15 protein-coding genes and 4 pseudogenes are annotated in these 24852 nt (G+C 59.9%); 5 read left to right on the forward strand and 14 right to left on the reverse strand.

Annotation, left to right across the window (positions count from 1 at the left end; genetic code table 11):
* Nucleotides 1-118: 118 nt before the first annotated feature.
* From ABDJ38_RS16505 to ABDJ38_RS16535, 7 genes are all read right to left on the reverse strand, one after another.
* Nucleotides 119-1054, reverse strand: a complete 936-nt coding sequence (locus ABDJ38_RS16505) for a hypothetical protein (RefSeq protein ID WP_346786237.1) — start codon at nt 1052-1054, stop codon at nt 119-121.
* Nucleotides 1055-1345: 291 nt separating this feature from the next.
* Nucleotides 1346-2482: an amidohydrolase family protein gene (locus tag ABDJ38_RS16510; RefSeq protein ID WP_346786238.1), complete on the reverse strand. Its 1137-nt coding sequence runs from the start codon at nt 2480-2482 to the stop codon at nt 1346-1348.
* A 180-nt stretch (nt 2483-2662) separates the two neighbouring features.
* Nucleotides 2663-3562: an MlaA family lipoprotein gene (locus ABDJ38_RS16515; RefSeq protein WP_346786239.1), complete on the reverse strand. Its 900-nt coding sequence runs from the start codon at nt 3560-3562 to the stop codon at nt 2663-2665.
* Nucleotides 3559-6630 carry an efflux RND transporter permease subunit gene (locus ABDJ38_RS16520; RefSeq protein WP_346786240.1) on the reverse strand — a complete coding sequence of 1024 codons (3072 nt, stop codon included), beginning with the start codon at nt 6628-6630 and terminating at the stop codon, nt 3559-3561. Before ABDJ38_RS16520 ends, ABDJ38_RS16515 begins: the two co-directional genes overlap by 4 nt.
* Nucleotides 6627-7772 carry an efflux RND transporter periplasmic adaptor subunit gene (locus tag ABDJ38_RS16525; protein WP_346786241.1) on the reverse strand — a complete coding sequence of 382 codons (1146 nt, stop codon included), beginning with the start codon at nt 7770-7772 and terminating at the stop codon, nt 6627-6629. Before ABDJ38_RS16525 ends, ABDJ38_RS16520 begins: the two co-directional genes overlap by 4 nt.
* Nucleotides 7765-9288, reverse strand: a complete 1524-nt coding sequence (locus tag ABDJ38_RS16530; RefSeq protein ID WP_346786242.1) for an efflux transporter outer membrane subunit — start codon at nt 9286-9288, stop codon at nt 7765-7767. The genes ABDJ38_RS16525 and ABDJ38_RS16530 overlap by 8 nt, the downstream gene beginning before the upstream one ends.
* A gap of 125 nt (nt 9289-9413) precedes the next feature.
* The gene (locus ABDJ38_RS16535) at nt 9414-10250 is read right to left on the reverse strand and encodes a MipA/OmpV family protein (RefSeq protein WP_346786243.1); all 837 of its coding nucleotides are present in this window, start codon (nt 10248-10250) and stop codon (nt 9414-9416) included.
* Between the two features lie 519 nt (nt 10251-10769).
* On the opposite strand from ABDJ38_RS16535, the gene ABDJ38_RS16540 reads away from it, so the two are divergent.
* Genes ABDJ38_RS16540 through ABDJ38_RS16550 form a run of 3 tightly spaced genes read left to right on the forward strand, consistent with a single transcriptional unit; the run spans nt 10770 to nt 14672 of the window.
* Nucleotides 10770-11360 carry an RNA polymerase sigma factor gene (locus ABDJ38_RS16540; RefSeq protein WP_346786244.1) on the forward strand — a complete coding sequence of 197 codons (591 nt, stop codon included), beginning with the start codon at nt 10770-10772 and terminating at the stop codon, nt 11358-11360.
* Nucleotides 11344-12303 carry a FecR family protein gene (locus ABDJ38_RS16545; protein WP_346786245.1) on the forward strand — a complete coding sequence of 320 codons (960 nt, stop codon included), beginning with the start codon at nt 11344-11346 and terminating at the stop codon, nt 12301-12303. Before ABDJ38_RS16540 ends, ABDJ38_RS16545 begins: the two co-directional genes overlap by 17 nt.
* Nucleotides 12300-14672: a TonB-dependent receptor gene (locus ABDJ38_RS16550; RefSeq protein WP_346786246.1), complete on the forward strand. Its 2373-nt coding sequence runs from the start codon at nt 12300-12302 to the stop codon at nt 14670-14672. Before ABDJ38_RS16545 ends, ABDJ38_RS16550 begins: the two co-directional genes overlap by 4 nt.
* A gap of 207 nt (nt 14673-14879) precedes the next feature.
* Here the strand turns inward: ABDJ38_RS16550 and ABDJ38_RS16555 are convergent, their stop codons facing one another.
* The 6 genes and pseudogenes from ABDJ38_RS16555 to ABDJ38_RS16580 all read right to left on the reverse strand — a co-directional run bounded on the left by ABDJ38_RS16555 (nt 14880) and on the right by ABDJ38_RS16580 (nt 22394).
* Nucleotides 14880-16898 (reverse strand): TonB-dependent receptor, encoded by a 2019-nt coding sequence (locus tag ABDJ38_RS16555; protein ID WP_346786247.1) that lies wholly within the window; start codon nt 16896-16898, stop codon nt 14880-14882.
* 329 nt (nt 16899-17227) lie between these two features.
* Nucleotides 17228-17683: pseudogene (locus ABDJ38_RS16560) on the reverse strand (TonB-dependent receptor plug domain-containing protein); the annotation flags it as partial.
* Nucleotides 17684-17795: 112 nt separating this feature from the next.
* Nucleotides 17796-18239: a phosphatase PAP2 family protein gene (locus ABDJ38_RS16565; RefSeq protein ID WP_346786248.1), complete on the reverse strand. Its 444-nt coding sequence runs from the start codon at nt 18237-18239 to the stop codon at nt 17796-17798.
* 589 nt (nt 18240-18828) lie between these two features.
* A pseudogene (locus ABDJ38_RS16570) lies at nt 18829-19586 on the reverse strand (IS5 family transposase).
* Nucleotides 19587-19671: 85 nt separating this feature from the next.
* Nucleotides 19672-20814 (reverse strand): annotated as a pseudogene (locus tag ABDJ38_RS16575) (IS3 family transposase); the annotation flags it as partial.
* 226 nt (nt 20815-21040) lie between these two features.
* Nucleotides 21041-22394, reverse strand: a pseudogene (locus ABDJ38_RS16580) (transposase).
* On the opposite strand from ABDJ38_RS16580, the gene ABDJ38_RS16585 reads away from it, so the two are divergent.
* Nucleotides 22287-22508: a hypothetical protein gene (locus ABDJ38_RS16585; protein WP_346786251.1), complete on the forward strand. Its 222-nt coding sequence runs from the start codon at nt 22287-22289 to the stop codon at nt 22506-22508. The pseudogene ABDJ38_RS16580 and the gene ABDJ38_RS16585 overlap by 108 nt on opposite strands.
* Nucleotides 22509-22631: 123 nt before the next feature.
* Here the strand turns inward: ABDJ38_RS16585 and ABDJ38_RS16590 are convergent, their stop codons facing one another.
* Entirely contained in the window at nt 22632-23492 is an 861-nt protein-coding gene (locus ABDJ38_RS16590; protein ID WP_346786249.1) for a siderophore-interacting protein, read from the reverse strand.
* A gap of 27 nt (nt 23493-23519) precedes the next feature.
* Here ABDJ38_RS16590 and ABDJ38_RS16595 point away from each other — a divergent pair, with 27 nt between their 5' ends.
* Nucleotides 23520-24353 (forward strand): AraC family transcriptional regulator, encoded by an 834-nt coding sequence (locus ABDJ38_RS16595; protein WP_346786250.1) that lies wholly within the window; start codon nt 23520-23522, stop codon nt 24351-24353.
* Nucleotides 24354-24852: the final 499 nt, after the last annotated feature.

Raw genomic sequence — 24852 nt, forward strand, 5'->3', positions numbered from 1 at the left:
TAAAGCGGCAGAAGGCGTAGCAAGGCCAGCCAATATGGCGGCTGTGAAGCGCACATTATGGATCACGAAGCAAGACTACACGCGCGAAAGCCAACAGTCACCAATTTGTCCACGCCGCCTAGGCAGCAATAACAAGGCGACGCTCTCCTTTGATCAAGTCGGAAATGGCCAGCCCCAAGCCAAGGCACAGATTGGCGCACAGAATGAGCCCGGCCATCATCGCCATAAGTTCGGAAATCTGCGTTTCCTGCCCCACAACCAGAACGGCGACGCCCGCGAAAAAGATGTCTTTGTTGGGCATGAACGGAAGGCGCGAGATCAGCAGTCGGATGGCTGCGAGGCTCAACCACCAGCCTATCGAAACGTCTGGCAGAACCAGGTGCCACAGCGTCGCAGATATGACGGTCGTGATGATAATCCGGCCGATATGGACCGCGAAGACTGACCACAATTCCTTGCGCGTCAGCGAGAACAACGACTTGCGCCAGATCATGATCGCAAGGGACGTAGCCATTACGAAGACTAGAGACCATGCGGCGGCATCGCCGTATTCGCCTAGCGGGAGTACCTCCAAAAAAGGGATCGCAAGCAAGACCAGGACCAGAGTCATCCCGTTGCCGGCCACCGCCGAGAGGACGGCGACATCCTTGACGGCACCGAAGGGCGAGCCTTCGAGGCGGCAGTTCTTGCGTGCCCAGGCATAGAACCATGCTTCTCCAAGGTAGCCGAGCAGCAATTCATTATAGACGAGCTTGCGGGTCAAAGCGCCCAGTGCGGCGCTTTTCACGTGCCACAGACGGTTGAAGATGAAGTACTCGCTCAAAGGCCCGGTCATGACGCCGAGAGCGAACAGCATCCAGAAGGCAGGGCTCTGAGGCACCAACGAGACGATCTCTCGCGGCTCGACCGCGCGCATTTGATAGATTGCTGCGGCAATGACCAGAAGCGAGAGGACCAACGTGAGCGTCTGAATCCAGCTGAAATTCGGACGGTAGTCCTGAGGCAAAAGGGGAATGGTATCACCGCGGAGCGGAAGGAGAATTGGCTGAGACATCAAGGCGCCTTGCAACTGCTTTTGCCGCTAGACGCCGCCACCGCACTGCAACCGCACAACAAAACGCGCTGACCGCTTCACACAGAGCGAGAAGGGTCGTTTTTCCATGCGCTGGCGGGCCCTGTATGAACGGAGAAGCAAGGTCAGGGATACGAGGTGCACCCGGTCTGGGACTAAAGAGAGACGGTTGCTCGGGACTGGAAAGTGGCCCTATGCCCGAGAGTGAGGCAGATCGATGTCCAGTCTTCCGAAGACACGGCGCCGCATTGGCCTGCGGCGCCGTTCACGACTTCAGACTTCGATGCCAAAAAGCTTTTGGGCGTTGCGAAAAGCGATCTTCTCTTTGACATCGCGCGGCAAATCCACGGCCCGAAACCAGTCCGTTCCCTCTTTCATGTCTGCAAAGGGATAATCGGTACCGAACATCACTCGGTCAGGGCTGATGTATTTCAGCAGGAGTTGCAGCAGTTCATCCTGGAAGAACGCGCTGGTCGTATACCAGAAGTTGTCGCTGAAATAGTCCCCCAGTGGCTTGTTTAGAGCGTTCAGCGTGGAGTCGCCAAGGTCTCCGACGATCCGCTCGTAATAGAACGGAAGACCTTCGCCCATATGGCCAATAATCATCTGCAATTTTGGGAACCTGTCGAACGCCCCGGTCATGATCAGGCGGAGGCACTGGGTCAGTGTCTCCTGATGCCATCCATACCCCGAGCCACTGAAAATATAATCTTGATACTCTTCGTTATATTCCGGTCGTCCGATCTTGTAATAGATGTCGAATACCTGGTTAGGAGGATATCCTGGATGCAGGTAGATAGGTACCGCCAGCGCTTCGGCGCGGGCCAGAACCGGTTCGAAGTCAGGATGGTCGAGAAATTTCGTTCCAATAAAACCGTTGGTCATCGCGCCCACGAAACCATCATCCTTGACCGCCCTCTCGAGTTCGTCCGCCGATGCTTCAGGCTCGAGCAGTGGCAGCGTTGCGTAGGCCTGATATCTACCTGGATTTCTCGCCATCGGGCCCTCGGCGATCATTCTGTTGAGACGGTTGGCTAGGTCGATCCCTTCTTGACCGGGAAGCTCTTGTGCGCCGGGCGTGTGAGCGGAGAGAATTTGGACGTTGATACCCGCCGCATTCATGTCGGCGATACGTTTGGGTCCTAGTTCGGGAAGGCCAATCTCGCGAAGATACTCGATGTGGTCTTGGTTGATTGCGTTCACCGCCATCAGCTCTTCGGTGGTATAAGTCTCTTCCGTCGCGATGAACTTCAGGTCCTGATCGCGCGTCGCGATGTCGGTTGCGTCCGTCGCTGCGGCGCAGGAAACCATTGCGGGTGCTGACAATCCCGCGCCGAGTACAGCTGCACCGCCGAGGAAGCTGCGGCGTTCAATGGGATGGTTCTTTCGCGGATTGTCTGTTGGTTCCATGTCTCTCTCACTATTTCGGTGCTGCGTTGCGCAACCGGATGTCCGGTCCCGAATGTTCGGATCGACGATCAGCTGACCCAGGCTTTCATCGACGCGGCGACTCCCTTAAGACGCCAGTCGAGGACAAAAGCCGCACCGCGCACGCGCTGCCTTGCAGCTTGTAATTGAGCCTCCGCTCGCTCAGTCTTCCATCCGCTCGATGCCCTTGAGCTCATCGATTTGGGCCTCGCGCTGCTTCAGATATTCGAAGCGGATGAACGAGTAGGGATCGGCATTTTCGGCCCTGCTCGCCTCGATAGATTCATCGGCTTCCGCGCGCTGATCGATCAATCTAATCATGGTCGCCGGCGCCACGACGGACGCGTCACGAAAAGGACCGCCCACGGTCAGAGGCACGAGCGAAACATCGCCTACCCGACCCACTAAGTCGCGGACTGTGGTTGGGCCGATCAGGGGAAGGTACATATAGGGCCCCGGTCCGACGCCATAGTAACCCAAAGTGTTCGCAAAGCCGTTCTCTCTACGCGGCAGATTGATAGGACGTCGCCTTGCGACATCGAACAGGCCTCCGACGCCCGCTGTGGTATTGACGGCAAATCGCCCGACGGTTTCAAGCGTTTTGCCGGGCTTTAACTGCAACAGGTAATTGACGGCCACAACCGGCTCAGCCAGATTGCTCAAGAAGTTGCGCAAGCCGTCGCGGACCGGTTCAGGAATGGTTTTCTTGTATTCGCGGGCCAGCGGTCCGGTCACGGCTTCATCGACCGAACGCACGACTTCGTACGATGTCCTGTTTGCGTCCTGAAGCGGATCGATTCTCGCCGTCGACTGATCGACCGTAACGACGATGACCGCTGTTTCGTCGGCCGCTTTTGAAGGGCCTATCTCCTGGTCGGCTGCCGAACCTTCTTCCTGTTCGACAGGCTGCAAATCCAGGTCTGTGCTTGGAACATCGGCAACCACCATTTCTTGGTCCACCAGTACTCCAGGTGGTAGTTCAAGCGCTTGTCGAACGTGTTCGATCGACAAGCCATTCGGATCGGACAATTGGGCGATTGCGAAGAGCGAGGAGTATATCATGTCGTCGCATATTCCTTGTGCACTGGTTGCGGAAAAACAGGACCGAGAAGCGTGCGAATGCGTCGCTCCAAATCATCAACCACTTCGAAGATTACCGGCACGACCAGCAGGCTGAGCAATGTTGAGGTTACCAATCCGCCTATCACCGCAATGGCGAGTGGCTGGCGGAAGCTCGCATCGAATCCGATGCCGAGTGCAATCGGCGTCAGACCGGCTATCATCGCAGCGCTTGTCATGACGATTGGCCGCGCCCGCATACGGCATGCCTCCAGCAAGGCTTCCGTACGCGACAGCCCGCGGTCCTGAATTGCCAGAATTGCGTATTCCACGAGCAGGATCGAATTTTTTGCAACAATTCCCATCAGCATGACCAGACCGATCATCGCCGTCAGCACCAGCGAACTTCCGGTCACGAACAAAGCCAGGAACGCGCCACCGATGGAGAGCGGCAAGGCCGACAGGATGGTGAATGGCTGAAAGAAGTCGCGAAAGAGAAGGACCAAAACGCAGTAGATGCAGACAATGCCAGCGGCGATCGCAAGCAGGAAGCTGGCAGTGATCTCATCGCCAATTTGCGCATCGCCTTCCGGCACGAGGGATACGGTCGCCGGCAGAGCCAACACTGCCGGTAGCGTTTCGGCATCTGCGACCGCGTCCCCTTGCGCCATGTCATCAAGGTCGGCGGTCACGGAAACGTATCGCTTGCGATCGTATCGATCGATCCTCGACAAGCCGCTCTCCAGAGAGATCTCGGCGATGCTTCCCAGCGTAACAAGGCCGTCCTTGCCCTGAACGCGCAGATCCGCGATGGCGGTAAGGTCCTGGCGCACGCCTTCCTTGAGCCGAACCCGGATAAAAACCTGTCGCCTATCGAGGTTGAGGCGACCCACCTCGACGTCGAAGTCGCCCCTCGTCGCTATACGTACGACCTCGCCGATCGCCTCGGTCGTGACGCCGCGCTCCGCCGCACGCTGGAGGTCGGGGCGGATAACGATCTCCTGCCTTTCGGCGCTGGCCGTTGAATTGATATTGGTCAGCCCATCGAGCGCACGCAGTTCGCGAACGACACTTTGCGCCGCACGATCGAGCGCAGGCAGGTCATCGCTGGTCAGGAGCAATTCAAGTTTCTCGCCGCCACCGTCTCCGACAGATGAGCGGATACCGGGAATTCTTGCGACACTCTCGCGAATGGCAACCTGCACCTCAGACTTGGACGGGCGCTCCCCTCGCGGCGCAAGCACGAGCGCCAGTGACGCCTGACGCACTTCGCCTGACGTCGACGGTTCTGACTGACCAACCCTCGCAAAGACGTGCTCGATCCCGTCTACGTCCGTCAGCGCCAAGCGGACATCTTCGCTTGCTTCGAGCGTGGTTTGCAACGCGGTTCCAGGCGGCAACTCAATCGACATCTCTGTCCAGTCGCCGTCGTCCGGCGGCAGGAAGCCGGCCGGTATGAAGAATACCAAGCCAACGGAAGCCGCCAGAAAGACGAGCGTTGCGGTGATGGCGGTTTTGGGATGCGCGAGACACCAGCGAACCTTGGAGAGATAAAGGCGTTCTTGGGCGCGACGGGACTTTTCGGACTCGGTATATCCCTCCCCCCTAAGGAAATACGCGGCCATCATGGGTGTAAGCAGGCGCGCAACCAGAAGCGAGAACAGCACTGCAACAACCGCAGTCCAGCCAAAAGGTGTGAAGAACAAGCCGGCGTATCCCGACATCATGGCGGTGGGCAAAAACACGGCCACCAGGCTGAAGGTGGTGGCAATTACCGCCTTTGCGATTTCGTTGACGGCGTCCTTGGTGGCTTCGATCGGAGCTTTGCCCATGCGCCGATGGCGTTCGATATTCTCGATCTCGACAATCGCGTCGTCGACCAGGATTCCGGTCACGACGGCTAAAGCGAGAAGGGTCAGCGTATTCAAAGTGAAGCCGAACCAGTACATGGCGGCAAAGGTCGGCAGGATCGAAAGAGGAAGTGCTGTCGCTGCAACGAGTGTCGAGCGCCAGTCGCGCAGGAAAATCCACACCACGAAGATCGCCAGGAAGGCGCCTTCATATAGCATCGCCATCGACGCATCGTATTGCTCGGTCGTCTGGTCGACCGAGCCCCCGACGTGGGTAAGGGTCAACCCTGGCGTACGCGCTTTGAGCTCGTCCAAGGCGGTCCTGATGCTGTGAGCGACTTTGACTTCGTTGGCCCCGCTTGCGCGGTAGATGTTCAAACCGACTGCCGGCTGACCATCCAGCAATGCGACCTGCTCGCGCTCGGCGTTGCCATCGCGGATCGTCGCTACCTGATCGAGACGCACAGTTGTCCCGTTCGACAGCAGGATCGGTAGCGCCTCCAGTTCAGAAGCCTGGTCAGCCAACGCGACCGTGCGGATCGCCTGTTCTTCCCCTCCGATTTGGCCTCTGCCGCCCGACGATTGTTGCTGCATCTGTCGAAGGGCACGGGACACATCGTCGACGGTCGCCCCGATGCCCGAGAGACGGACGGGATCTATGACGACCTCGACTTCGCGCTCGGCTCCCCCAACACGCTCTACCCTCCCGACGCCTGAGACTGCGCGAATGGTGCGAAACAGTGGGTCATCCACAAACCAGCTGAGGTCCGTCTCGTTCATCCGGCTCGACTGGACCGCCAGAATCAAGATGGGATCCTCGGCAAAATTGGTGGAGGTCACCGTTGGTGGAAGCAGATCAGAAGGCAGCTCCGACCGGATCGAATCGACAGCATCCTTGGTGCGCGTCTGCGCATCGGACAAAGTCGTTTCGAGCGTAAACTCGGCGTCGACCTGGACGTTGCCGCCGGTAATCGTTGTTCTGATCTGCCTTAGCCCTTCCAGCGCAGCCACGGCGTCCTCGATCGGCCGCGCCACCTCTGTTTCGAGCTGCGACGGCGATGCTCCGGGTAATTCGGCAGATACCGCTACCAAAGGTAGGTTGATATCCGGCAGTTCCTGGACGGGTAGCCGGAAAAACGCGAACGCCCCCGCCATGGCCATGAGCGCGAACAGCAGAATTGACGGTATGGGATTGCGGATCGACCACGTGGCGATATTCATGGTCGCCTCGTTCCTGTCCCGGCGATCGTTACAATATCCCCGTCGTCCAGAAACGCAGCCCCTCGGCGAACCAAGATCGCATTGCCAGCAAGGCCGTCGGTTATCTCAACTTCCCGAGACTCGCGGCGGCCGGTTGTAACGCCGCGCAGCGTAACCTTCGACGTCCCCGATGCACGTGAGAGCAGCATGACGTAGTTGCGTCCGTCGCGTGTGACCACACTTTCGGCCGGGACAGTCAGGGCCGCCGATTCGCCCATCGCGATATCACCCTCGACGTACATGCCTGCCCGTGCCGCAGAGCCAGGAAGTATATCGGCATAGACGATCCCGAGGCGGGTCTCCGGGTCCAGTGAGGGGGCGAGGTCGCGAATACGGGCCTCAGCGCTTCCCCCGTCGGGGAGGGTCAGGGTAACGGTCTGTCCCTGGCGAACTGCCAAGAAATCCCGCGCGGCGATCTCTCCACGCCATTCCAGGCGGTTCCTTCGGATCAGGCGGAAGAGTTCCTGGCCCGGAGATACGACCGCACCCAAGGTGGCTTCTCGCGCGCTGATCAGGCCATCGTCCGGCGCACGGATCGTGGTGTATTGCAGTTCGAGCCTTTTAGCGGCCAGCAAGGCCGCCACTGTCTTCGCTTCGGTCGCATAGCGCAGAGCCTCCTGATCGCTAATCCCGCCCACCTCCTGCAAACCGCGTGCGCGCCGGTCCTCGGCCACTGCCTGCGCCTGACGTGCCTCCAATTCAGAAACTTCCGCCCGGAGGATAGCTGGATTGAGGCGCGCGAGGACCTGGCCGCGGCGCACATAGGCGCCGACATTCACTCGCACATCGACCAGCTGGTAACTTCCGATCTGCGCGCTGATGCTGGCCTCCTGCCAAGGCGCGACGACCCCTCGGCCTGTCACACTGTCCGACCAGGTCGTACGTTGCGGTGTGGCGGTCGTGACCGTCAGTGCTGTACTGGCTTCCCCCGCTGCGGTCGGAGTGGTTCCGGGCCTGAGGAAGAGCAAATAGATCGCGAGGGCCAGAACCAAAGCCACTCCCAGCGCCGCTAATATCTTGCGGCCGTGCTTTTGTGTCCATTCGGTCAGGTTGCGACTATGGGATGATGAGCCGCCGAGCGTTGATATCGTCGCTTCAGTCATTGAAACTATTCTCATTTTCCGGCGTCGAAGTGAATTGCCGGGAAGGAGCGGGCCCCACGCGCCGCACGAGCGCCACCCACGATTGCGCCCGGTCAGTCTGCGCGGTGATGGCGTCCTGTTGTGCCCGGTTGAGTTGTCTGCGGGTTTCTCCGAGCTCGAATTGCGCAATCGCGCCCGCCTCGAAACGCGCGGAGTTGGCGCGGAGCGCGAAACGCGCCTGTTCGAGGCTCTCCTGCGCAGTTTGCACGCGCAAGTCTGCCGACTGTCGCGCGGCAAGCGCATCTTCCAGATCGCGCACCGTGGTGCGAGCAATGAGCTGCAACTGCGCTACTGCCTCGCGATAACCGGCCTGCGCGACGCGGACATTCGCCGCCCCGGCACCACCATCTAGGAGCGGCCCTGAAAGCGTGGCACCGAGAGAGTTGCTGATGAAAGTCGTGCCCACTCCGAATGAGCGAATCCATTGGCCCGTGAGCACTCCGACAAGATCGAGACGTGGCAAACGCTCCGCACGAGCGACGGCGACCTCGGCCCAACGAGCAGCCGCTTCGTTCTCAGCCGCAAGTACATCCGGATTTGCAAGCAGAATAGTTGCCGGAAGGGCGAGTTGGGTTTCAGGCGGGATCGGGATCCTGTCGTAGTCGACGGGTTCAAGAAGGTTAAGATTAGCCATCGCGACCGGTTCGCTCCCGAACTCGGCCCTTATGGTTGATGCCTCCAGTCCGCTTAGCGCTGCCAGTGCATTGGTCAGCCGGGCACACATCTCTTGCTGCGCGATGCGCTGGGTACGGGCGGTCAGGAAATTGCTCTGGACAGCAGCCACTTCGACGGGCGCGATGGCTCCGAAGGACAGGCGCTTGCGCGCGATGCCGAGTTCGACTTCGCGCGAGGTAAGATCGCTTTGGAGTACTTTGCGCGTCAGAACACAGGCTCGCAACGCAATCGCGTTGTCGACAATATCCCCGATAAGCGACATTCGCGCGCCGTTGGCCTCCGCGATTCGTGCATCGAGACGGCGGCGCGCGGCAGTCGTACCCTCTCTGACGCGCCCCCACAGATCAACCTCCCAATTTGCTCTCGCTCCGAATGACGCAGATTTTTGCACGCTTGGTCCGGATGATGGGTCGGCCGCTTCACGGGCCCGGGTGGCGCTGCCTTCCAAAGTAATGCCCGGCAGCCTCCCGGCATTGGCCCCAGTCGCGAGAGCACGCGCCCGATCAACTCGCGCGGCTGCTTCGGCCAGCGTCGGATTGTCGCTGAGCCCGGCCTCGACCAGCCGGTCTATCGATGGGTCGTGGAGACGTGACCACCAATCTTGCCCAGCCATAGTGACGATATTTGGCGCGTCGGATGAGGCACTGGCCCCGTTGACCCAGGCCCCGGGCACGTCGAGCTCTGCCCGCTGATAATCAGGTTGCAGCGTACAGGCGGTGAGCAAGTTGGCCGTGATGAGCAGCGCGGCGCGAACGGGCAGAGTTCCGATCGAACTCCTCTCTGCGTCACCATTGCTGTGCAATGTTGGCCGGAGCCATGGTGCGTTAGCCGCGACAGAGGCACCAGGAGAAATTTCTACCCCCGGGTGCCCCTCGCGACCCACCGGGCGGCGCCGGAAGGACAGGATTGTTTGCATGCTTTATGCAATCAGAACGTATAGGTCAGAAAGGCGGTGCCGGTCGGTGCGGTCCTTTTCGATACGATCGGGCTATCCTTGGCATTGTCCAGCAGTGTCGAGACTCCGCCCCCGACGCCAAGACCGAGGTGGTCCGTCAATCGATACTGCAGGAACACCTGAGCTTCCGCATCCAGAAAGCCGGCACCGGGGCGGAATTCAGGCAAGCCCGAATCCGCGGACTGCTGCGCGCTGACCCCATAGAAGCGGTTGGTGTGTTTCGCATTTGCCCATGTCACACCAACCGAAGGCGATATGAACAGTCGATCATTGACCTCGATGTCGTAGGCAATGCTGAAATCGGCGAGCACCCCTTTCGTGCTGCCAACAAATATCTGGGTGACGCCTGCCGTTGCTTCGAAGCCGGCCTGTCGGACGCTGGCAAAGCCCCGCACACCCGCGCCAACATCGACCTTGTTGAAACCGTTTGGAACGTCTTTACGATCGTAGCCATCGAAAATCGGGACGATGCCGGCGCCCACGGAGAAGGTGTCGTCATCGATCGCCATGACGCCGAGCCCGTCCTCAAAATTGGCGAACAAATTGCCGCTCTTCCAGTCGAGTGCAAGTATCGGCTGAAACTCGTAGCCTCTCGCACCAAGATACTTCGGCTGATACATACCACCTACGCCGATGGTAAGGTGGTCTTCCTCAAAATCATCGTCGTCTCCAGCATAGATGTCATGTCCGTCCGGAGTGGTAAGCGGAGGCCTGATGTCTGTCGAAGTCTGGGCCAGAGCGGAAGACGCCGATAGCAAGGCGCCTGCCGACACGAACATCTTAAGGAACGAGCAGAAGGTCTTACGCATTATTTTTTCTCCGGTCTGAGGCATGTTTTCGTCTCCAGTCGTTGCAGAGACGCCGGTCGCCTTGCAGACCCGCACCAGCTGGCAAAAAAAGACAGGACAAAAAGGCTGGACCCAATACTGCCGGCTTTAGGCCTGAGGTCGGCAGCCACGCGGGTGACAAAGACGCAGCGGCCAATCCATTCCTGCACAATCGACCTGAGGCTTGCGGGTTCGAGCTGCCCGTGGCGTCCAGATGGAGGAAAGGCGGTTGGATCCGCCGAGGCAGCAGCGATGCACAGCGTCAATCGGACGAGACACATGGACCATCGAATGAGACTTCGCCCCGGTTGCCTCGGCGAAAGGACTGGCGACGCCCTCACAGATCAGCAGTCCACCGAAATCGTAGACCAGCTTTGCATAGCGTCCGCGAGTGTCCGGCCCGGTTCAGGAGGCTTGGTTAGAGATCCGATCGGCCTTCGTGCGTGCCAAAGAGCAAGCGATGCGTTGCCCCTGTGGCCACGGCGCACTAACAGAGAAGGCATGTCACGGGAGAGCGAAGATCCGAGTGCAGGCGATTCCGGTCTCACCCGATTGCTTGGTGAAATGCGGCCGGATCTGTTGCGGTTCATGCTGGCTCGCAAATGCGACCCTGCCGAAGTACAAGATCTGTTGCAGGATCTTTATGTCAAGTTATCCAGCATTCGCACTGGTCCCGTGAGCAATCCGCGCGCTTACCTTTATCAGATGGCGAATAACCTGTTGCACGATCACCGCCGAGGTCGCCGGCGGCAACAGGCGCGCGACGATCATTGGGTGCGCGCGCGTACGGGACTGGACCTTGACAGGGATGCGAGCCCCACTCCCGAAGAAAGCGCAATCGCGCGCGACCAACTCGAACGCGTCAATGAGGCGCTTGACGAAATGCCGGAACGGACCGCGACAATTTTGAAAATGTATCGGCTTGACGGTATCTCCCAAAAGGAAATTGCTACCACACTGGGTCTTAGCTTGAGCGCGGTGGAGAAGCATCTCCAACGGGCCTATCGAAAACTTCTGCTTGTGCGCGAAGAACTGGATCGCAGCATTCCGGAACGCTCGGGAAGGGGGGGCGACAATGTCCGCATCTCCTGATCCCGCGATGATCGACCAGGCCATTGCCTGGCACCTTAGGCTGCAGAATGCGGACGAGGACGTCTGGATCGAGTTCACCGATTGGCTCAATGCCGATCCTGCTCATAACGAGGTTTATGAAGCCGTCGTCGATGGTGAGGCAGATTTCGCACCTCTGCTGGAGCAGGCGTCTTTCCCCGATTCCGAACTCGTCGGAGGCGACGAGCACGAACACAGTGACCGTGAAGAGGTCGGCCGAAAAAACCCATGGCTTTGGGGCGCTCTTGCCGCCTCGGTCGCGGTGGCAGGCTTTTTCGGAGTTCAATTGGTCACGAACGCGGACACCACATATCAGGTTGAAACCGTGGCTGGCGAAACGCGCACCGTTTCGCTCACAGATGGAAGCGAAATTCACCTCAATGGCAACACCAGTATCATGCTCGACGAAAGCGACATGAGGCTGGTGGAACTTGACCGTGGCGAAGCGCGCTTCGCCGTCACCCATGACGAGAATGATCCCTTCACCGTAGTTGTGGGCGAGCAGCGCCTGGTGGATATCGGGACCGTGTTCAATGTAGTGCGCACGGATAGCCAACTCCGCGTGGGTGTATCAGAGGGGGAGGTGCGTTATGAGGGACCGGCGGAGACTGTCGATCTTCGAGTTGGCGACACCCTCACGCTCACCAATGGCAGGATCGAAGTCTCGCAGAGTCCCGCCGCAGCCATTGGCAGCTGGACTGGCGGCAGGCTTATCTACGAGCAAACGCCGCTGCGGCAGGTGGCCGACGATTTATTCCGGTCAACCGGCATCTCACTCGAGCTTCCGCAAGAAATGCGCTCGAGGCGTTTTTCCGGCGTGATCCAGACAAACGGCGACCAGAATGCACTGCGCGAAAGGCTGGAAGAATTGATAGGAGGAAGCATCATAGCTGACGGGACGCGCTGGTCGGTCGAAGATCGGTGAGCGGTATCAGATGGCTTGCCGTCGGTGCGCCTCTCATGTGCGCGGTGGCAGCCTGCCCTGCGACTGCTCAAGATATTTCCTTCGACGTGCCCGCTGGGCCGCTCAATGCGGCTTTGATATCTTTCGCCACACGGGCCAACGTCTCGATCGACACCAGCGATCTCGCCCTACGCTCAATCCGGGTCGCGGGGCTGCGAGGCCGTTATTCCGTCCGACAGGGCTTGCGCCAACTGTTGCGTGGCACCGGGTATGATTTTCGTATCGGACGCGGAAACGTGGTGCGACTCTTCCGCCGCCCCACCCGCCGCATCGAGCAAGCACAGCCCCGTCCCGCGACACCCAAGCCGACCCCGTTGCCCGCTCCACCGCTCCCGCCACCACCACCGATCATCGTCACCGCAAGCAAACAGGATGTCCGGCAAGCAGATTTTCCGGGCACGTCACGCGTGGTTACCTTTGATGAATCCCGAAGTCTGTATCTCGGCAGGAGTGGCAGCGAAGCATTGCTGCGAGAATTCCCCAATCTCACCTCCACCAATCTTGGTTCGGGCCGAAACAAGATATTCATCAGGGGGATCGCCGACAGCAGTTTTAACGGGCAGCTCCAGTCGACGGTAAGCCAGTATCTGGGAGAAAGCAGGCTCACATATAGCGCCCCCGACCCCGACTTGGCGTTATATGACATCGATAGGGTTGAGATCGTCGAGGGTCCGCAAGGCACATTGTACGGTGCAGGTTCACTCGGAGGTGTCATCCGCATGGTGCCGCGCGCGCCCACTCTTGGCGAGTTTTCTTTCAGCGGCACCGCCTCGCTAGGCGTGACTGGCAACAGGTTGGCCAATGATAGCGCCGTCGTCGCCAATGTTCCGATCGGCGATCGGGCGGCCCTTCGCATGCTAGGGTATCGCATTCTTCGACCGGGCTATATCGACGATGTACAACGCAACCTATCTGACATCAATCGCACGAGTGTGTCTGGAGGGCGCGCAACATTTCGCATGGAATTCAATGAGCGTTTCAGCATTTATGCGGGCCTCGTATCTCAAGACACAGCAAGCGAAGACGGGCAATATACCGACTATCCCGGATCTTCCGAGCTAACACGCAGCTCGTTAGCCGCTCAGCCTTTCGATAACGACTACCGTCTGGCATTTGCTACCCTGCGGGCAGACCTCGGAACCGCCAATCTGGTATCGAACACGTCCTACAATATACACCCTATCGTTACGGTTTTTGACGCGAGCCCGCCTGACACACAGGTGCCGATCGTCTTCGAAGAAGATGTTCAAGTGAAGCTGCTCACGCACGAGACCCGGATTTCAGGTTCCGCTGACCTCCTTTCGAGTTGGGTATCGGGCGTTTCGCTCGCTTTCAATATTAATGACACCAACCGGTTTCTCGGGCCCGAGAATGCACGGGTGATGATCTCCAATATCCAGTCGGAAACTTTGGACGTCGCTTTGTTTGGCGAGGCGACTTTGCCGATTTTGCGTGATATCTCTTTGACGGCCGGAGGGCGGCTCTCTCACTTTACACGCTTTGACGAATTTACCGTCACGTCGGGTGATGCGCCTGCCGAGCCATCGCGTCCCGAGATCAGATTTCTGCCGACCGTTGCGATTTCTTGGAAGCCTTTGGAGGGAGGGATTGCCTATGTACGTTATCAGCAAGGATACAGGCCGGGAGCGCAGCAGCTGACCGGGACCGGCGACCAAGCGAAGGTAACAAGCTTCGAGCCCGATGCAGTCAGCACCGCTGAAATTGGTATGCGTTTCGGTACCTCTGGCCGCTCGTTGCTTTCAGGTGGACTTTCGTACTCTTACTCAAAATGGAGCAGGGTCCAGGCGGATCTTGTATCCAGCGAAGGTTTTCCCGTGGTCGCAAATGTCGGCTCGGCGCGCATTCATTACGTCGCTGCCCATCTTGCGTGGAACCCTGCCCAGGACGTGAGCTTGGGATTCGCAAGTTTTTACACGACAGGCGAGCTTGACCGACAAACGAATGTGCTCGAGGGCGAAATCGAGGCGAACCTGCCCAATGTTGCTGATCGCGGCTGGCGGTTTTCCGGTCGCTACGAGCCTTGGATAGGGGATACAAAGATCACTTTAGACGGATCTGTTGAATATATCGGCACTTCCTTTCTTGGTATTAGCGCGCCGTTTGATATTCCTCAGGGGAACTATATCGACACGGCCTTGGGCATACATGCCGACTTTGAATGCTGGGGCCTTTCGCTGAGCATTGACAATGTGCTCGACAGCCGGGCGAACCGGTTTTCCTTGGGCAACCCCTTCTCGGTTGCGGAGGGCAACCAGCGCACGCCTCTCAGGCCGAGAACGGTCACCATCGGGATCGACGCCAGGTTCTGATTGGCGTCATCCTCTTACATCGGATCGTTATGTCGGACCAAGGTTCGACACCGCGGTGGATCAGCCTGCTCCCACAGCGCCACTCGCAACGATTGTCTTCTTGGCGAAGCGAATCACAATGCGGCCTTTGCGATCGCTGCCGAGTGACCTAAGTGCACCGCCCGGATTTGGGCGGTGCACTCTTGGGGGCTTTCGTCGATCTTGCGATCAGAATTGGGCGCGAAGGCCCAGGCTGATGCGGCTTCCCGAAAACTCGTAGGTCGTCGGGAACGACGGATCAATCGTGTATCCAGTGGTCGCTTCGTCGGCCAGGTTGATCGCCTGCAGTTCCAGCCGGAAGTTGGGCGTGACCTGGTAGCTCGCGGCGAAGTCGAACTGCCCGTATGCGTCGCGATACACCGGATACATGTTACGCTCGATCCGCTCAACGTACGCGCCCTTACGGTTGTAACTGAGACGAACCTGGAGCGGGCCGCTGTCGTAGTAGCCGGTAACGTTATAGACATTGTCCGCCAAGCCGACGGGCGAGTTCGGTACGTCGATGTCCGATTCTCCGGTCAGCGAGCTGTCGAGGAAGGTGACGTTGGCATTTATGCCGAAGCCTTCCAGCGCAGGCATGATCGACCCGAATGGAATCACAGCGACCAGCTCCACACCGCTGACATCGTAGGAGCCTTCGGCATTGACCGGCTGGTAGACGTCGAAGTCGTATACGCCGTCGACCGTGCCGTTGGCGTTGTACTTGGTTACATCGCGCACGACGCCCGTCAGCTCGTTCTGGACGACGCCTTCGATATTCTTCCAGAAATAGGATGCGGCCAGCAGACCACCGAAGCCGAAATAGTACTCAGCGCCCGCTTCCCACTGATCCGCGTAGGTCGGCTTCAGGTTCGGGTTGCCGTCGGTAAACCGGAAGTCGTTGAAGCTGGCCGTGCGCTTGTAGGCGAGATCGGTCAGCGCGGGGCGGATGAGCGTCTGCGAGGCCGCGCCGCGCAGCACCAACCCATCGGCAAGTTCGACTGTCGCGTTAATCGCCGGCAGGAACCTGTCGTAATTGCCCTCGCTCGATTGCGGCTCTTCGGAATAGCCGGTGGAGCCGTCCGGGTTCTGGATCTGGAAATAGCCAGACGAGAGATAGCCAGACGAGAGTACGTCGGTTTTCACGTAGCGCACGCCCGCGTTGATGGAGACCGGCACCGATCCCAGATCTAAGTCGAAATCGGCCATGGCATAGGCCGCCCAGGTCTTTTCCTCGACCCGGTAATACGCCCCGTCGTCGAACGGCGACAGGAAGCCGTCGGGACGGAAGAACTCACGGGCATATTCGTTCGAAACCTGCTGCCAGGCGAGGTCGCGCGCCTGGTAGGACTTACCACCGACGATATCGATGACATCGGTCAGTTCACTGTCCGCCAACGTGCGGGTATTGACGTAGGAGCTGTCGCCGCGGGTCGGGCCCTGGATCTTCTCTTCGCCGTAATTGCGCTCTTTTGCCTTGTCGGTGTAGCGCGCGCCGACCCTGATGGCGCTGAGGCCCAGCAGGCCGCCACGCTCGAAGGTGCGGCCCAGATCTATTTGCGCGGCATACTTGTCGTCCGAGATCTCCTCGTAGGTCGTCTCGTAGGCCTCGAACAGGTAGGATGTTGGCGAATTGTACATGCCGATCGTGTTCGGATCGTCGCTCGGGATCGTCTCGCCGCCGGTTTCGGTATAGCGGGTGCGCGACGGCGCGTAGGCCACATGCTTGAGGTTGGCGTAGTCGAGCGACTTGTCGGCGCCGGAATAGCCACCAAGAATATCGATTGACCATTCGCCCGGGGTCCAGTTCAGCTCTGCGCCGAACTGCCGGTAATCGGTTTCATTGACGCGTTCCTTGCTCAGGAATTCGTGCTGGGTCGCGGTGTAGGAAACATCGCGCAGCACCACGATACCGTAATCGGCGAGGGAGGTGTCGTCATAGTCGTGAATGACGTCGAGCGTGGAGCGGCTCGATGCCGAATAGGCGGCGGCGTCGTACTCGTCCTCCGCCGTGTCGTAGGACCCGACGAAACCGTCGAACGTCACGCTGAGGTCACTGTTCGGCTTGTATTGCAGCGACCCGGAAAAGCCGAGGCGTTCCTGATCGTTGAGGTACACGCGATCGCCGACCTTATCGAGGAAGACGACACGGGCGGTCTGATCGTCGTCGTCAGGATCGAGCGTGATTCCCGCATCACGCTCCAGCACGGCGATCGCCTGATCGGTCTGCGCGTTGCCGCGATCGGGCGCCAGCGCGAGATAGGGCGGAAATTGATGCCGGAGTTCGAATCGGTGCGGTTCGTGCGCTGCCCGTAAGCTGCCGACAGCAGCACACCAAACGGGCCCCAGGTGTTGCTGACCAGCAGCGATGCCTGCGGATCGACCTTCTCGGAAATGGAATTGTATGCGCCTTCGACCGAGCCGACCACGCGCATCCCCGAGTAGTCGAACGGCCGGGCCGTGCGGATAGCGACGGAACCGGCGATACCACCTTCTTCCTGGGCCGCGGTCGGCGACTTGTAGACTGTTACGGTCTGGATGAGCTCGGACGCGAACATGTCAAATTCGACATCGCGACCGCCAGACCCGGACGCGGTCGCCAGATCGTTGATCTGCACGTGCGTGAACTCGGTCGGCAGACCGCGCACGTTGACCCGGGTGCCGAGGCCCTTGTCACGCTCGATCGTCACCCCGGGAACGCGCTGCAGCGCTTCCGACAGGTTCTGTTCGGGGAAGTCGGCGATATCGGTGGCGACGATCGAATCGGAAAAGCCGATCGTGTCGCGCTTCATGTCGATCGCGCGTTCGAGCGCCTGCCCGTAGCCGCTGACGACGATCACGTCGCCTTCAACCGGGGCGTCTTCGACCGCCGAATCCTCCCCGGGCATTTCTTGGGTAGTTTGCGCGGCGAGAGGGCCTGCGGCGAGCGCGACGAGCGCGGCCCCGCCCAGCAACCGCGCAGCGCGGCGAACAGATGTTGGCTTCACAAGCATTTGAATCGATCCCTGCTTTCTGATTCGGTCAGCGCCGACGGCGCGCCGCTCAAGCTTCTCGTCCGATGCTGTGTCCCGCTCGCCCCGTCGGCCGGCGGAGATATTGTTGTCGTTATTGGGTGCCGCAGCCTTCCGGAGCGGGTGCGGTGGCACGCGCCGCGGCAAGTTCCTGACGCGCAGCCTCCAGATCGCTGCGGAATTGCGCCGAGTTCATCTCCGCCGCAAAGATGACTGCGCCGGCCAGCGTCCCCGCCTCGGCAGCGCTCTGGCTGTGGGAACCGCAGACCCAGCGGCTCTCCCCGAATTCCCGTCCGCGGGCCAGCAGCTGCGTGACGCGATCGGGCGCCAGCGCGGCAAGGATCATGGCGACGTGTTGACCGTGCGCGGCGTGCCCCGATAGATAATCGCCATTGCCTGCAAGATGCTCGGTCCGCGCTTCACAGATGGGAAGGTCGTTATCGAGCCATGGGCGCTTCGTCTGGTAGTGACGCTTGGCATCGCCGACCACGCGCCGGTCGTTCCCCGCTTTTTCGAGGAGACGGTGCAGCGCAGGCACATCTTCCTCGTCCAGCCGGGCCCCCAGAGCGCAGGAAAAATGTTCAAGTATGCCGCCGCGCACGTCGCTGGTGGCGAGGTTCCAGCGGGGCGTTCCTTCGAGTTTGCGACTCTCGCGAAATATCCGTCGGTCGACCTCAGCCCGCGCCGAATCGGGCGCTGGAGGAGGCGGCAGAACCTCGACCAGATCGGGCCGGAGTTCGGGGCTGAGGTACCCATGCTCAGTCGCCTGCGATCCTGCGGGCGCTGCCCCCCCCCCCGATCGCCAGAAGAAACACGATAATGGCTTTACGCACTGTCGCCCCCTGACGCCCTGTGAAGTTGTTGGGCGCTCAAGTGGCGAGACGGTATTACGCTATGAAGACTTTCCCGGCAGATTAATTTTACCAAGACGTAACCGGTCGTCGAACCACCTGATCGCGCCAATCGGGCTGAAGGGTCTGCCGCTTCTGCAGGATTGAACCACTCCTACCAAAAATGTCTGGCAGACGCGGCGGAGCTTGAGCTTTAACCGTTCGAAGACCGCCGGCCTGACCAGTGATGCGAACATTTTGGGGATCATCCCGCTTCCTGGGCTCAGGACTCGTTGATCACGGCCAGAAGAGCACGGTGGCTGCGAGAGCGAGGGCGGAGAAGAAGACGGTTGGGCAGCGGTCGTAGCGAGTTGCCACACGGCGCCAGTCTTTGAGGCGTCCGAACATGATCTCGATGCGGTTTCGGCGTTTGTATCGGCGCTTGTCGTATTTGACGAAAAGAACGGGATTTGAGGCCCGGAATGCAAGGCGTAATGCCTTTTGCTCGAGCGCATCCCTGAACCATTCGGCGTCATAGCCCCGGTTAGCCAGCATCCACCGCGCCTTGGGTAGATCAGATCATCGAGCAGGGCTGCCGCGCCGGTGTAATCGCTGATCTGGCCTGCCGTGATGAAGAAGCTCAAAGGGCGGCCGTTGGCGTCGGTGACGGCGTGAAGCTTGGTGTTCATGCCGCCCTTGGTTCGCCCGATCAGGCGGCCGAGGCCCTTTTTTACCCCAAGGCTGGAAGCCGTGCGGTGGGCCTTGAGATAGGTCGCATCGATCATGACGGTCTGGGGTTCGGCTCTCTGGGCAGACAGACCCTCCATCATCCGGCCAAACACGCCCATCTCGCCCCACCGTTTCCAGCGGTGGTAGAGCGTCTTATGCGGACCGTATTCCCTGGGAGCATCACGCCAGCGCAGCCCGTTGCGATTGACGAAGATGATCCCGCTCAGCACGCGCCGGTCATCGACCCGGGGCTTGCCGTGGCTCTTGGGGAAATAGGGCGAAAGACGCGCCATATGCTCGTCTGTCAGCCAATACAGGTCGCTTATGCTCAGTCTCCTCGCGGAGCCTGGAGCCGAAGGCCTGCAGAGCACAATCACATAGCCCTCAGCCAATCAATGGGTCCTGAGCCTAGCCAAGGGATGAGTGCGGTCGCTCCCGATTGTAGTCACCCACCCAGGCAGCGATCTCGACACGGGCATGGGCCATGCTCAAGAACAGCGTCTCGTTGAGCAGTTCGTCCCGCATGCGACAGTTGAAGCTTTCGACATAGCCGTTCTGCATCGGCCTTCCGGGCGCGATGTAATGCCACTCGACGCCTATCTCGCCGCACCATGCCAGCACGGCATTGCTGGCGAGCTCGGTTCCGTTGTCGCTGACGATCATGCCGGGTTTGCCACGCTGGGCGATCAGCTCGGTCAGCTCACGAACGACACGGCGACCTGAGATCGACGTGTCCGGCACCGCTACCAGGCACTCCCTTGTCACGTCATCGACCACGTTGAGCACCCGGAACCGCCTGCCCGAAGCCATCTGGTCGTGAACGGATTCGAAGCGTAGCGAAGAAGGGCGCGTAGCGCCCAACTCGAGGCTCCAGCGCTGGTTCGGCAGCCGCCAGCACCGGAGCAGGTGCTCTCGTGCCGACAGCACGTCTGCGGCTGCGTCGTCGCCTCACCGCCAGCCCCTCCTCTTTGTAGAGCCTCTGGGTCTTCTTGCGGTTGATCATGATCCCCTCCCGGCGCAGCAGGATGTGCAGACGGCGATAGCCGAACCGGCGACGCTGGTTGGCCAGCTCGCGCAACTTCTCACGCAAACCGGCGTCATCGTCCCGGGTGGAACGGTAACGCACGCTCTTGCGATCAGCATCGATGACACGGCACGCCCGCCGCTCGCTCATCCCGTGGCACGCCTGGAGATGCGCAACAGCTTCCCGGTTGGCGCTATGCGCCGCCTGCGGCTCTGCGGCGGGCGTCAGAACTTTTTTGCCAGAAGATCTTGGCTTCGCCGCCCTTCGGGTCAGCGCAGCCTGGTCCAGCATCGCATCAGCCAGCAGCCGCTTGAGCTTGGCGTTCTCGCTCTCCAGCTCGTTGGCTACGCCGCCCTTCGGGTCAGCCGGCGGACATCGGAAACCTCCATACCGCCATACTTCGACTTCCAGTTGTAGATCGTCGCTTCAGATACACCGTGCCGACGGGCCAGATCGGCGGTCTTCGCACCCGCCTCCGCTTCCTTCAGCACACCAATGATCTGCTCTTCTGAAAACCTCGCTCGCTTCATCTCGTCCGTCCTTCCATCAGGGCCGGACTCTAATCCAATTTGGAGGAAAATCAGGGGGGGCACGTCAGCGTAGCTCCACACGGCACCGACCGTGGGAACGGCAGCTTTGGCAAAAAGGCTGCGAGCCTTCGAATGGCTGAAATTAGGCGTATTCTGTTGAAGAAATCGCCGCTGGAATGGTTGGGCACTCGCAGCTGACAGGGGGCGAGCGGCCCTGCCGTCTGGCTCAGGCGGGTGCGAGGCCTGGCATCGGCCGCATCTTGGCGAGCTTGCGTAGGTTTTGGGCTGCGGCGACGAGGTGGAACTCATCTTTTGCTCCATTGGGACCGCGCAGGCGCAAGCGGTCCAGCTTCAGGATGCGTTTGAGGTGAGCGAACAGCATCTCGACTTTCTTCCGCTGGCGACTTGATACGAGGAAAGCATCGCTGGTGGTGATCTCGCGGGTCAGATCGCGTGCCCCTTCGTGGACCGACCGGGTTACTTTGCGCGCAGGCATGTTGGGTGTGCAACGCTGCCGCAGGGCGCAAGCCTGACAGTCCTGCTGCCGGGCGCGGTAACGGATTGATCCGTCCTTATCGATCCCGCTGCGCGGGGTGCTAAAGTTGCGATTGGACCGTCGCAGCCGATTGCCACCCGGGCAGACATAGCTGTCGTCCTCATGATCGTAGGTGAAGGCGGATCGCTCGAAGGTGCCGTTATTGCGCGCGGATTTTTCGAACACCGGGATGTGCGGCTCAATGCCTCGATCCTCGATCAGCCAGGCCAGGTTCGGGGCCGAGCCATAAGCGGTATCGGCGACGAGCTTCTCGGGCCACAGGCCGAAGCGATCCTGCGTCCGCTCGATCATCCGCCGCTGGGCGAAGACCTCGGCCTGCCTGATTGCGGTAGTCGCTTCGACATCGACGATCACCGCGTGGTCGAGATCGATCAGATAGTTGGTGCTGTAGGCGTAAAAGGCCGACCCGCGCGTTGCCGCGGTCCAGCGCGATGCTGGGTCGGTCAGGTTGATGCGCTTGGGCGTGACCGGCGTCGCCCCGCCGAACGCGGCATCGTCGAGCACCTCGAGATACTCGGCGACAGCGCGGCCCGCCGCTTCGGACGGAAGACCTTCTTCTCCTGGCACCGAACGCTGTCGGTGAACATCGGCGCGGATCAGGCTGGCATCGACGGCGAAGCCCTCGGCACCCACCAGACCCTCGATCATGCAGCGCTCGACGGTCATCTCGAACAGTTTGCGCAACAGGTCGCTGTCGCGGAACCGACCATGCCGGTTCTTTGAGAAGGTGGAGTGGTCGGGCACCGCGCCGTCGAGATCAAGACGACAGAACCAGCGATAGGCGCGGTTCAGGTGGACCTCTTCGCACAGCCGGCGCTCGGACCGGATGCCCATGCAATAGCCGATGATCAGCATCCGGATCATCAACTCGGGATCGATCGAGGGTCGCCCGGTCTCGCTGTAGAACGGCTTTCAGATGCTCACGGGTACCAGACAGATCGACGAACCGGTCGATCGCGCGCAGCAGGTGATCGCCCGGCACGTGGTCCTCGATACGGAAGCTGTAGAACAGCGCCTCCTGCATCACCGTCCGCTCGCCTATCATCAGCCTGATCTCCGCTTGCCTGCGAAGATTGAATCAGGACTTCACACCGACCGCAAGCGAGAGTTTTTCAACGGAATAAGGGCGCGAAGCTGACGTCAGCACCCGCCAACTAAGCTGCCATACGAACCGTCAATGGAGAGGGTCGAAAACTGCCGTTCGTTCAATAGGAGCAAACGACGTCAGGTGACCGCAGGCATTTCGCGGTGCTGCGTGCCTTTAATCGAGACCCGACTTGCCCGGAGCCCAGTAGGCTTTGGCGAGAAGGCTCGTACTTGGACAGCCATATGCCTTGAGGCTTTGGCGCAGGCGCTGCACGGTCCTAGACTTGCCGGTCAGGATGAAGCTCATGCCGGCAGCGAGGAGATAGGGAAGCTTTGACTTCATGGCATCCAGATGCGCCTCCTCGGGATGCCTCGCAATGACTTCGGCATGATCAAGCTCAAGGTCCCGCAGAACTTTCCGGGTTGCGGGCACATCGTCGACCTCTAAAACACAGGTGACCTGTCCCGGCCTCGCTTGAGCCAGCGCATACGCCAGCCCAATCGACGTTTCGTCGCCGAACAAGGCGACGGGACTGTTCATCCCGCGTGGATCGAGAGACGTTCGAGGGCCGAACAGGTGGCATGTACCGCCGGGTTCAATGTTCCGAACCCAGTCGCTTCCGGGGCCGTGGCCTGGCTCGAAGGCGAGAATGCAAGTCCGACCAGCTGACGCGTTCCATTCGATCGGAGTGTAGGTTCGCGCGACAAAAGCCGATCCCATGGCGATCTGGATCTTCTGTCCCGGTATCCACGTCACGCCCCTGAGCGGCTCACCTTCGAGCGTGATTAACTTGAAACGGCCGGCCAGTCTTTCTGCCGCAACGACGCTAACCTGCCGCATCATTAACCTGATGAGCGCCTGACCGAGACGGCCGCTCGCTTTGACGAGGGGATTCGGCGTGCTTGCAACGGGGCCGTAAATCAATGAACTCAAGGTGCGATCCTTTCCTTGCGTGCCGGATGTCCGGCTGACGGGCAAAGGATAATCGGCGCAGGCGTTGACGTCATTCCGAAGTTGGGACAAATTCTTATTCAATAATGCCAATCCGCGAAGGAAACATGGTTGCCGATTCTTACCGAGATCTCCGACAAGACGGACTGGGTCAATCCCGACGAAGTGCCGCGACCGGTCATCTGCTATGGCTTCGTGGCGTCTGATTTCGGAGGGGTAGAACTCGATTTCCACCGCCACATCAAAGGACAGATCATTCTCGTCCAGCGCGGCGCGCTGAGCTGCGAGATTGAGGGCGGCATGTGGGTCGTGCCGCCGGGGAGCGCCATCTGGATCCCCGGCGAGGCGCTTCATTCGCTCAAGCTCACGACAGGGGCTATGGAGGGGTATAATGCCTTCATATCCCCTGAAGCCAGTCGTGGATTGCCAGTCAAATGCTGCGCTGTCTCAGTGACACCTCTGTTGCGCGAAGTCCTGACGCGCGCGGTGCACCTACCGCTCCTTTATGAGGAAAACGGGCCCAACAACCGCCTGATCGGCGTCCTTTTGGACGAACTTGCAGTTGCGAGCGTCGAAACTCTTCACCTGCCTATGCCGACGGACCCTCGTCTGCGCTGGATTGCCAATGCCATGATGGAGGCACCGGCCGAAAGGGGTACGCTGGAGGTCTGGGCCAAACGCGCCGGCATGAGTGAACGGACCTTGGAACGGCTGATGCGCAGTGAAACCGGCATGAGCTTTGGGCGCTGGCGTCAGCAGCTCGCAATCGTCTTTGCTGTGAAATGGATGGCCGACGGCGCATCCACTCAGGCGGTTGCAGCCGACCTCGGCTATGAGAGTGTCCCGAGCTTCGTTACGATGTTCAAGAAGGCGCTCGGCACCTCTCCCGGCCGATATATGACAGAACGGCACTCATCCAGCCGTCGTCATTTGACGGAACAATAGAAGCATCCATATCACATGAGTTCTGCAGACGCCGACTTAAGAGGAGCCGTTCGAGGTACCAAACGGCATCCCTAAATGCGGCCATTCACTGGCGACATGAGCAATCCCAATTGCTTGGCCTGAACCTCGAGGATTTTTGGTCTTTGACAGCATTACAGCTTAGTGGATATTGGTCCTAGGACAGAGGGCTGAGGATTGAGGACTGAGGACTGAGGACTGAGGACTGAGGACTGAGGACTGAGGACTGAGGACTGAGGACTGAGGACTGAGGACTGAGGACTGAGGACTGAGGACTGAGGACTGAGGGACTTACCTTGAAAAGCCAAGACATCGTCATATTGCTCAAACTGGTGAGTTTGGAAGACCAGATTAGACAGTGCACTGCTACCCAACCTTGGACCGCTCTGGCCTAGAGTTTTCCGCCTTTCCCAGATCCGGTGGGCTGGTCACACCGGCTGAGTTTGCCAGCATGATCGGGGGGATATTCCCGATCGCGCTG

The organism is Aurantiacibacter flavus (genome assembly GCF_039710615.1).
In the GTDB taxonomy this organism is placed as follows: Bacteria; Pseudomonadota; Alphaproteobacteria; order Sphingomonadales; family Sphingomonadaceae; genus Alteraurantiacibacter; species Alteraurantiacibacter flavus.

Bases quoted from the DNA above. Each gene is read 5' to 3' on its own strand.
- ABDJ38_RS16505 (WP_346786237.1), bottom strand. From the start codon at position 1,054: ATGTCTCAGCCAATTCTCCTTCCGCTCCGCGGTGATACCATTCCCCTT.
- ABDJ38_RS16540 (WP_346786244.1), top strand. From the start codon at position 10,770: ATGTCACGGGAGAGCGAAGATCCGAGTGCAGGCGATTCCGGTCTCACC.
- ABDJ38_RS16515 (WP_346786239.1), bottom strand. From the start codon at position 3,562: ATGATATACTCCTCGCTCTTCGCAATCGCCCAATTGTCCGATCCGAAT.
- ABDJ38_RS16535 (WP_346786243.1), bottom strand. From the start codon at position 10,250: ATGCGTAAGACCTTCTGCTCGTTCCTTAAGATGTTCGTGTCGGCAGGC.
- ABDJ38_RS16520 (WP_346786240.1), bottom strand. From the start codon at position 6,630: ATGAATATCGCCACGTGGTCGATCCGCAATCCCATACCGTCAATTCTG.
- ABDJ38_RS16545 (WP_346786245.1), top strand. From the start codon at position 11,344: ATGTCCGCATCTCCTGATCCCGCGATGATCGACCAGGCCATTGCCTGG.
- ABDJ38_RS16525 (WP_346786241.1), bottom strand. From the start codon at position 7,772: ATGACTGAAGCGACGATATCAACGCTCGGCGGCTCATCATCCCATAGT.
- ABDJ38_RS16510 (WP_346786238.1), bottom strand. From the start codon at position 2,482: ATGGAACCAACAGACAATCCGCGAAAGAACCATCCCATTGAACGCCGC.
- ABDJ38_RS16585 (WP_346786251.1), top strand. From the start codon at position 22,287: ATGCTCACGGGTACCAGACAGATCGACGAACCGGTCGATCGCGCGCAG.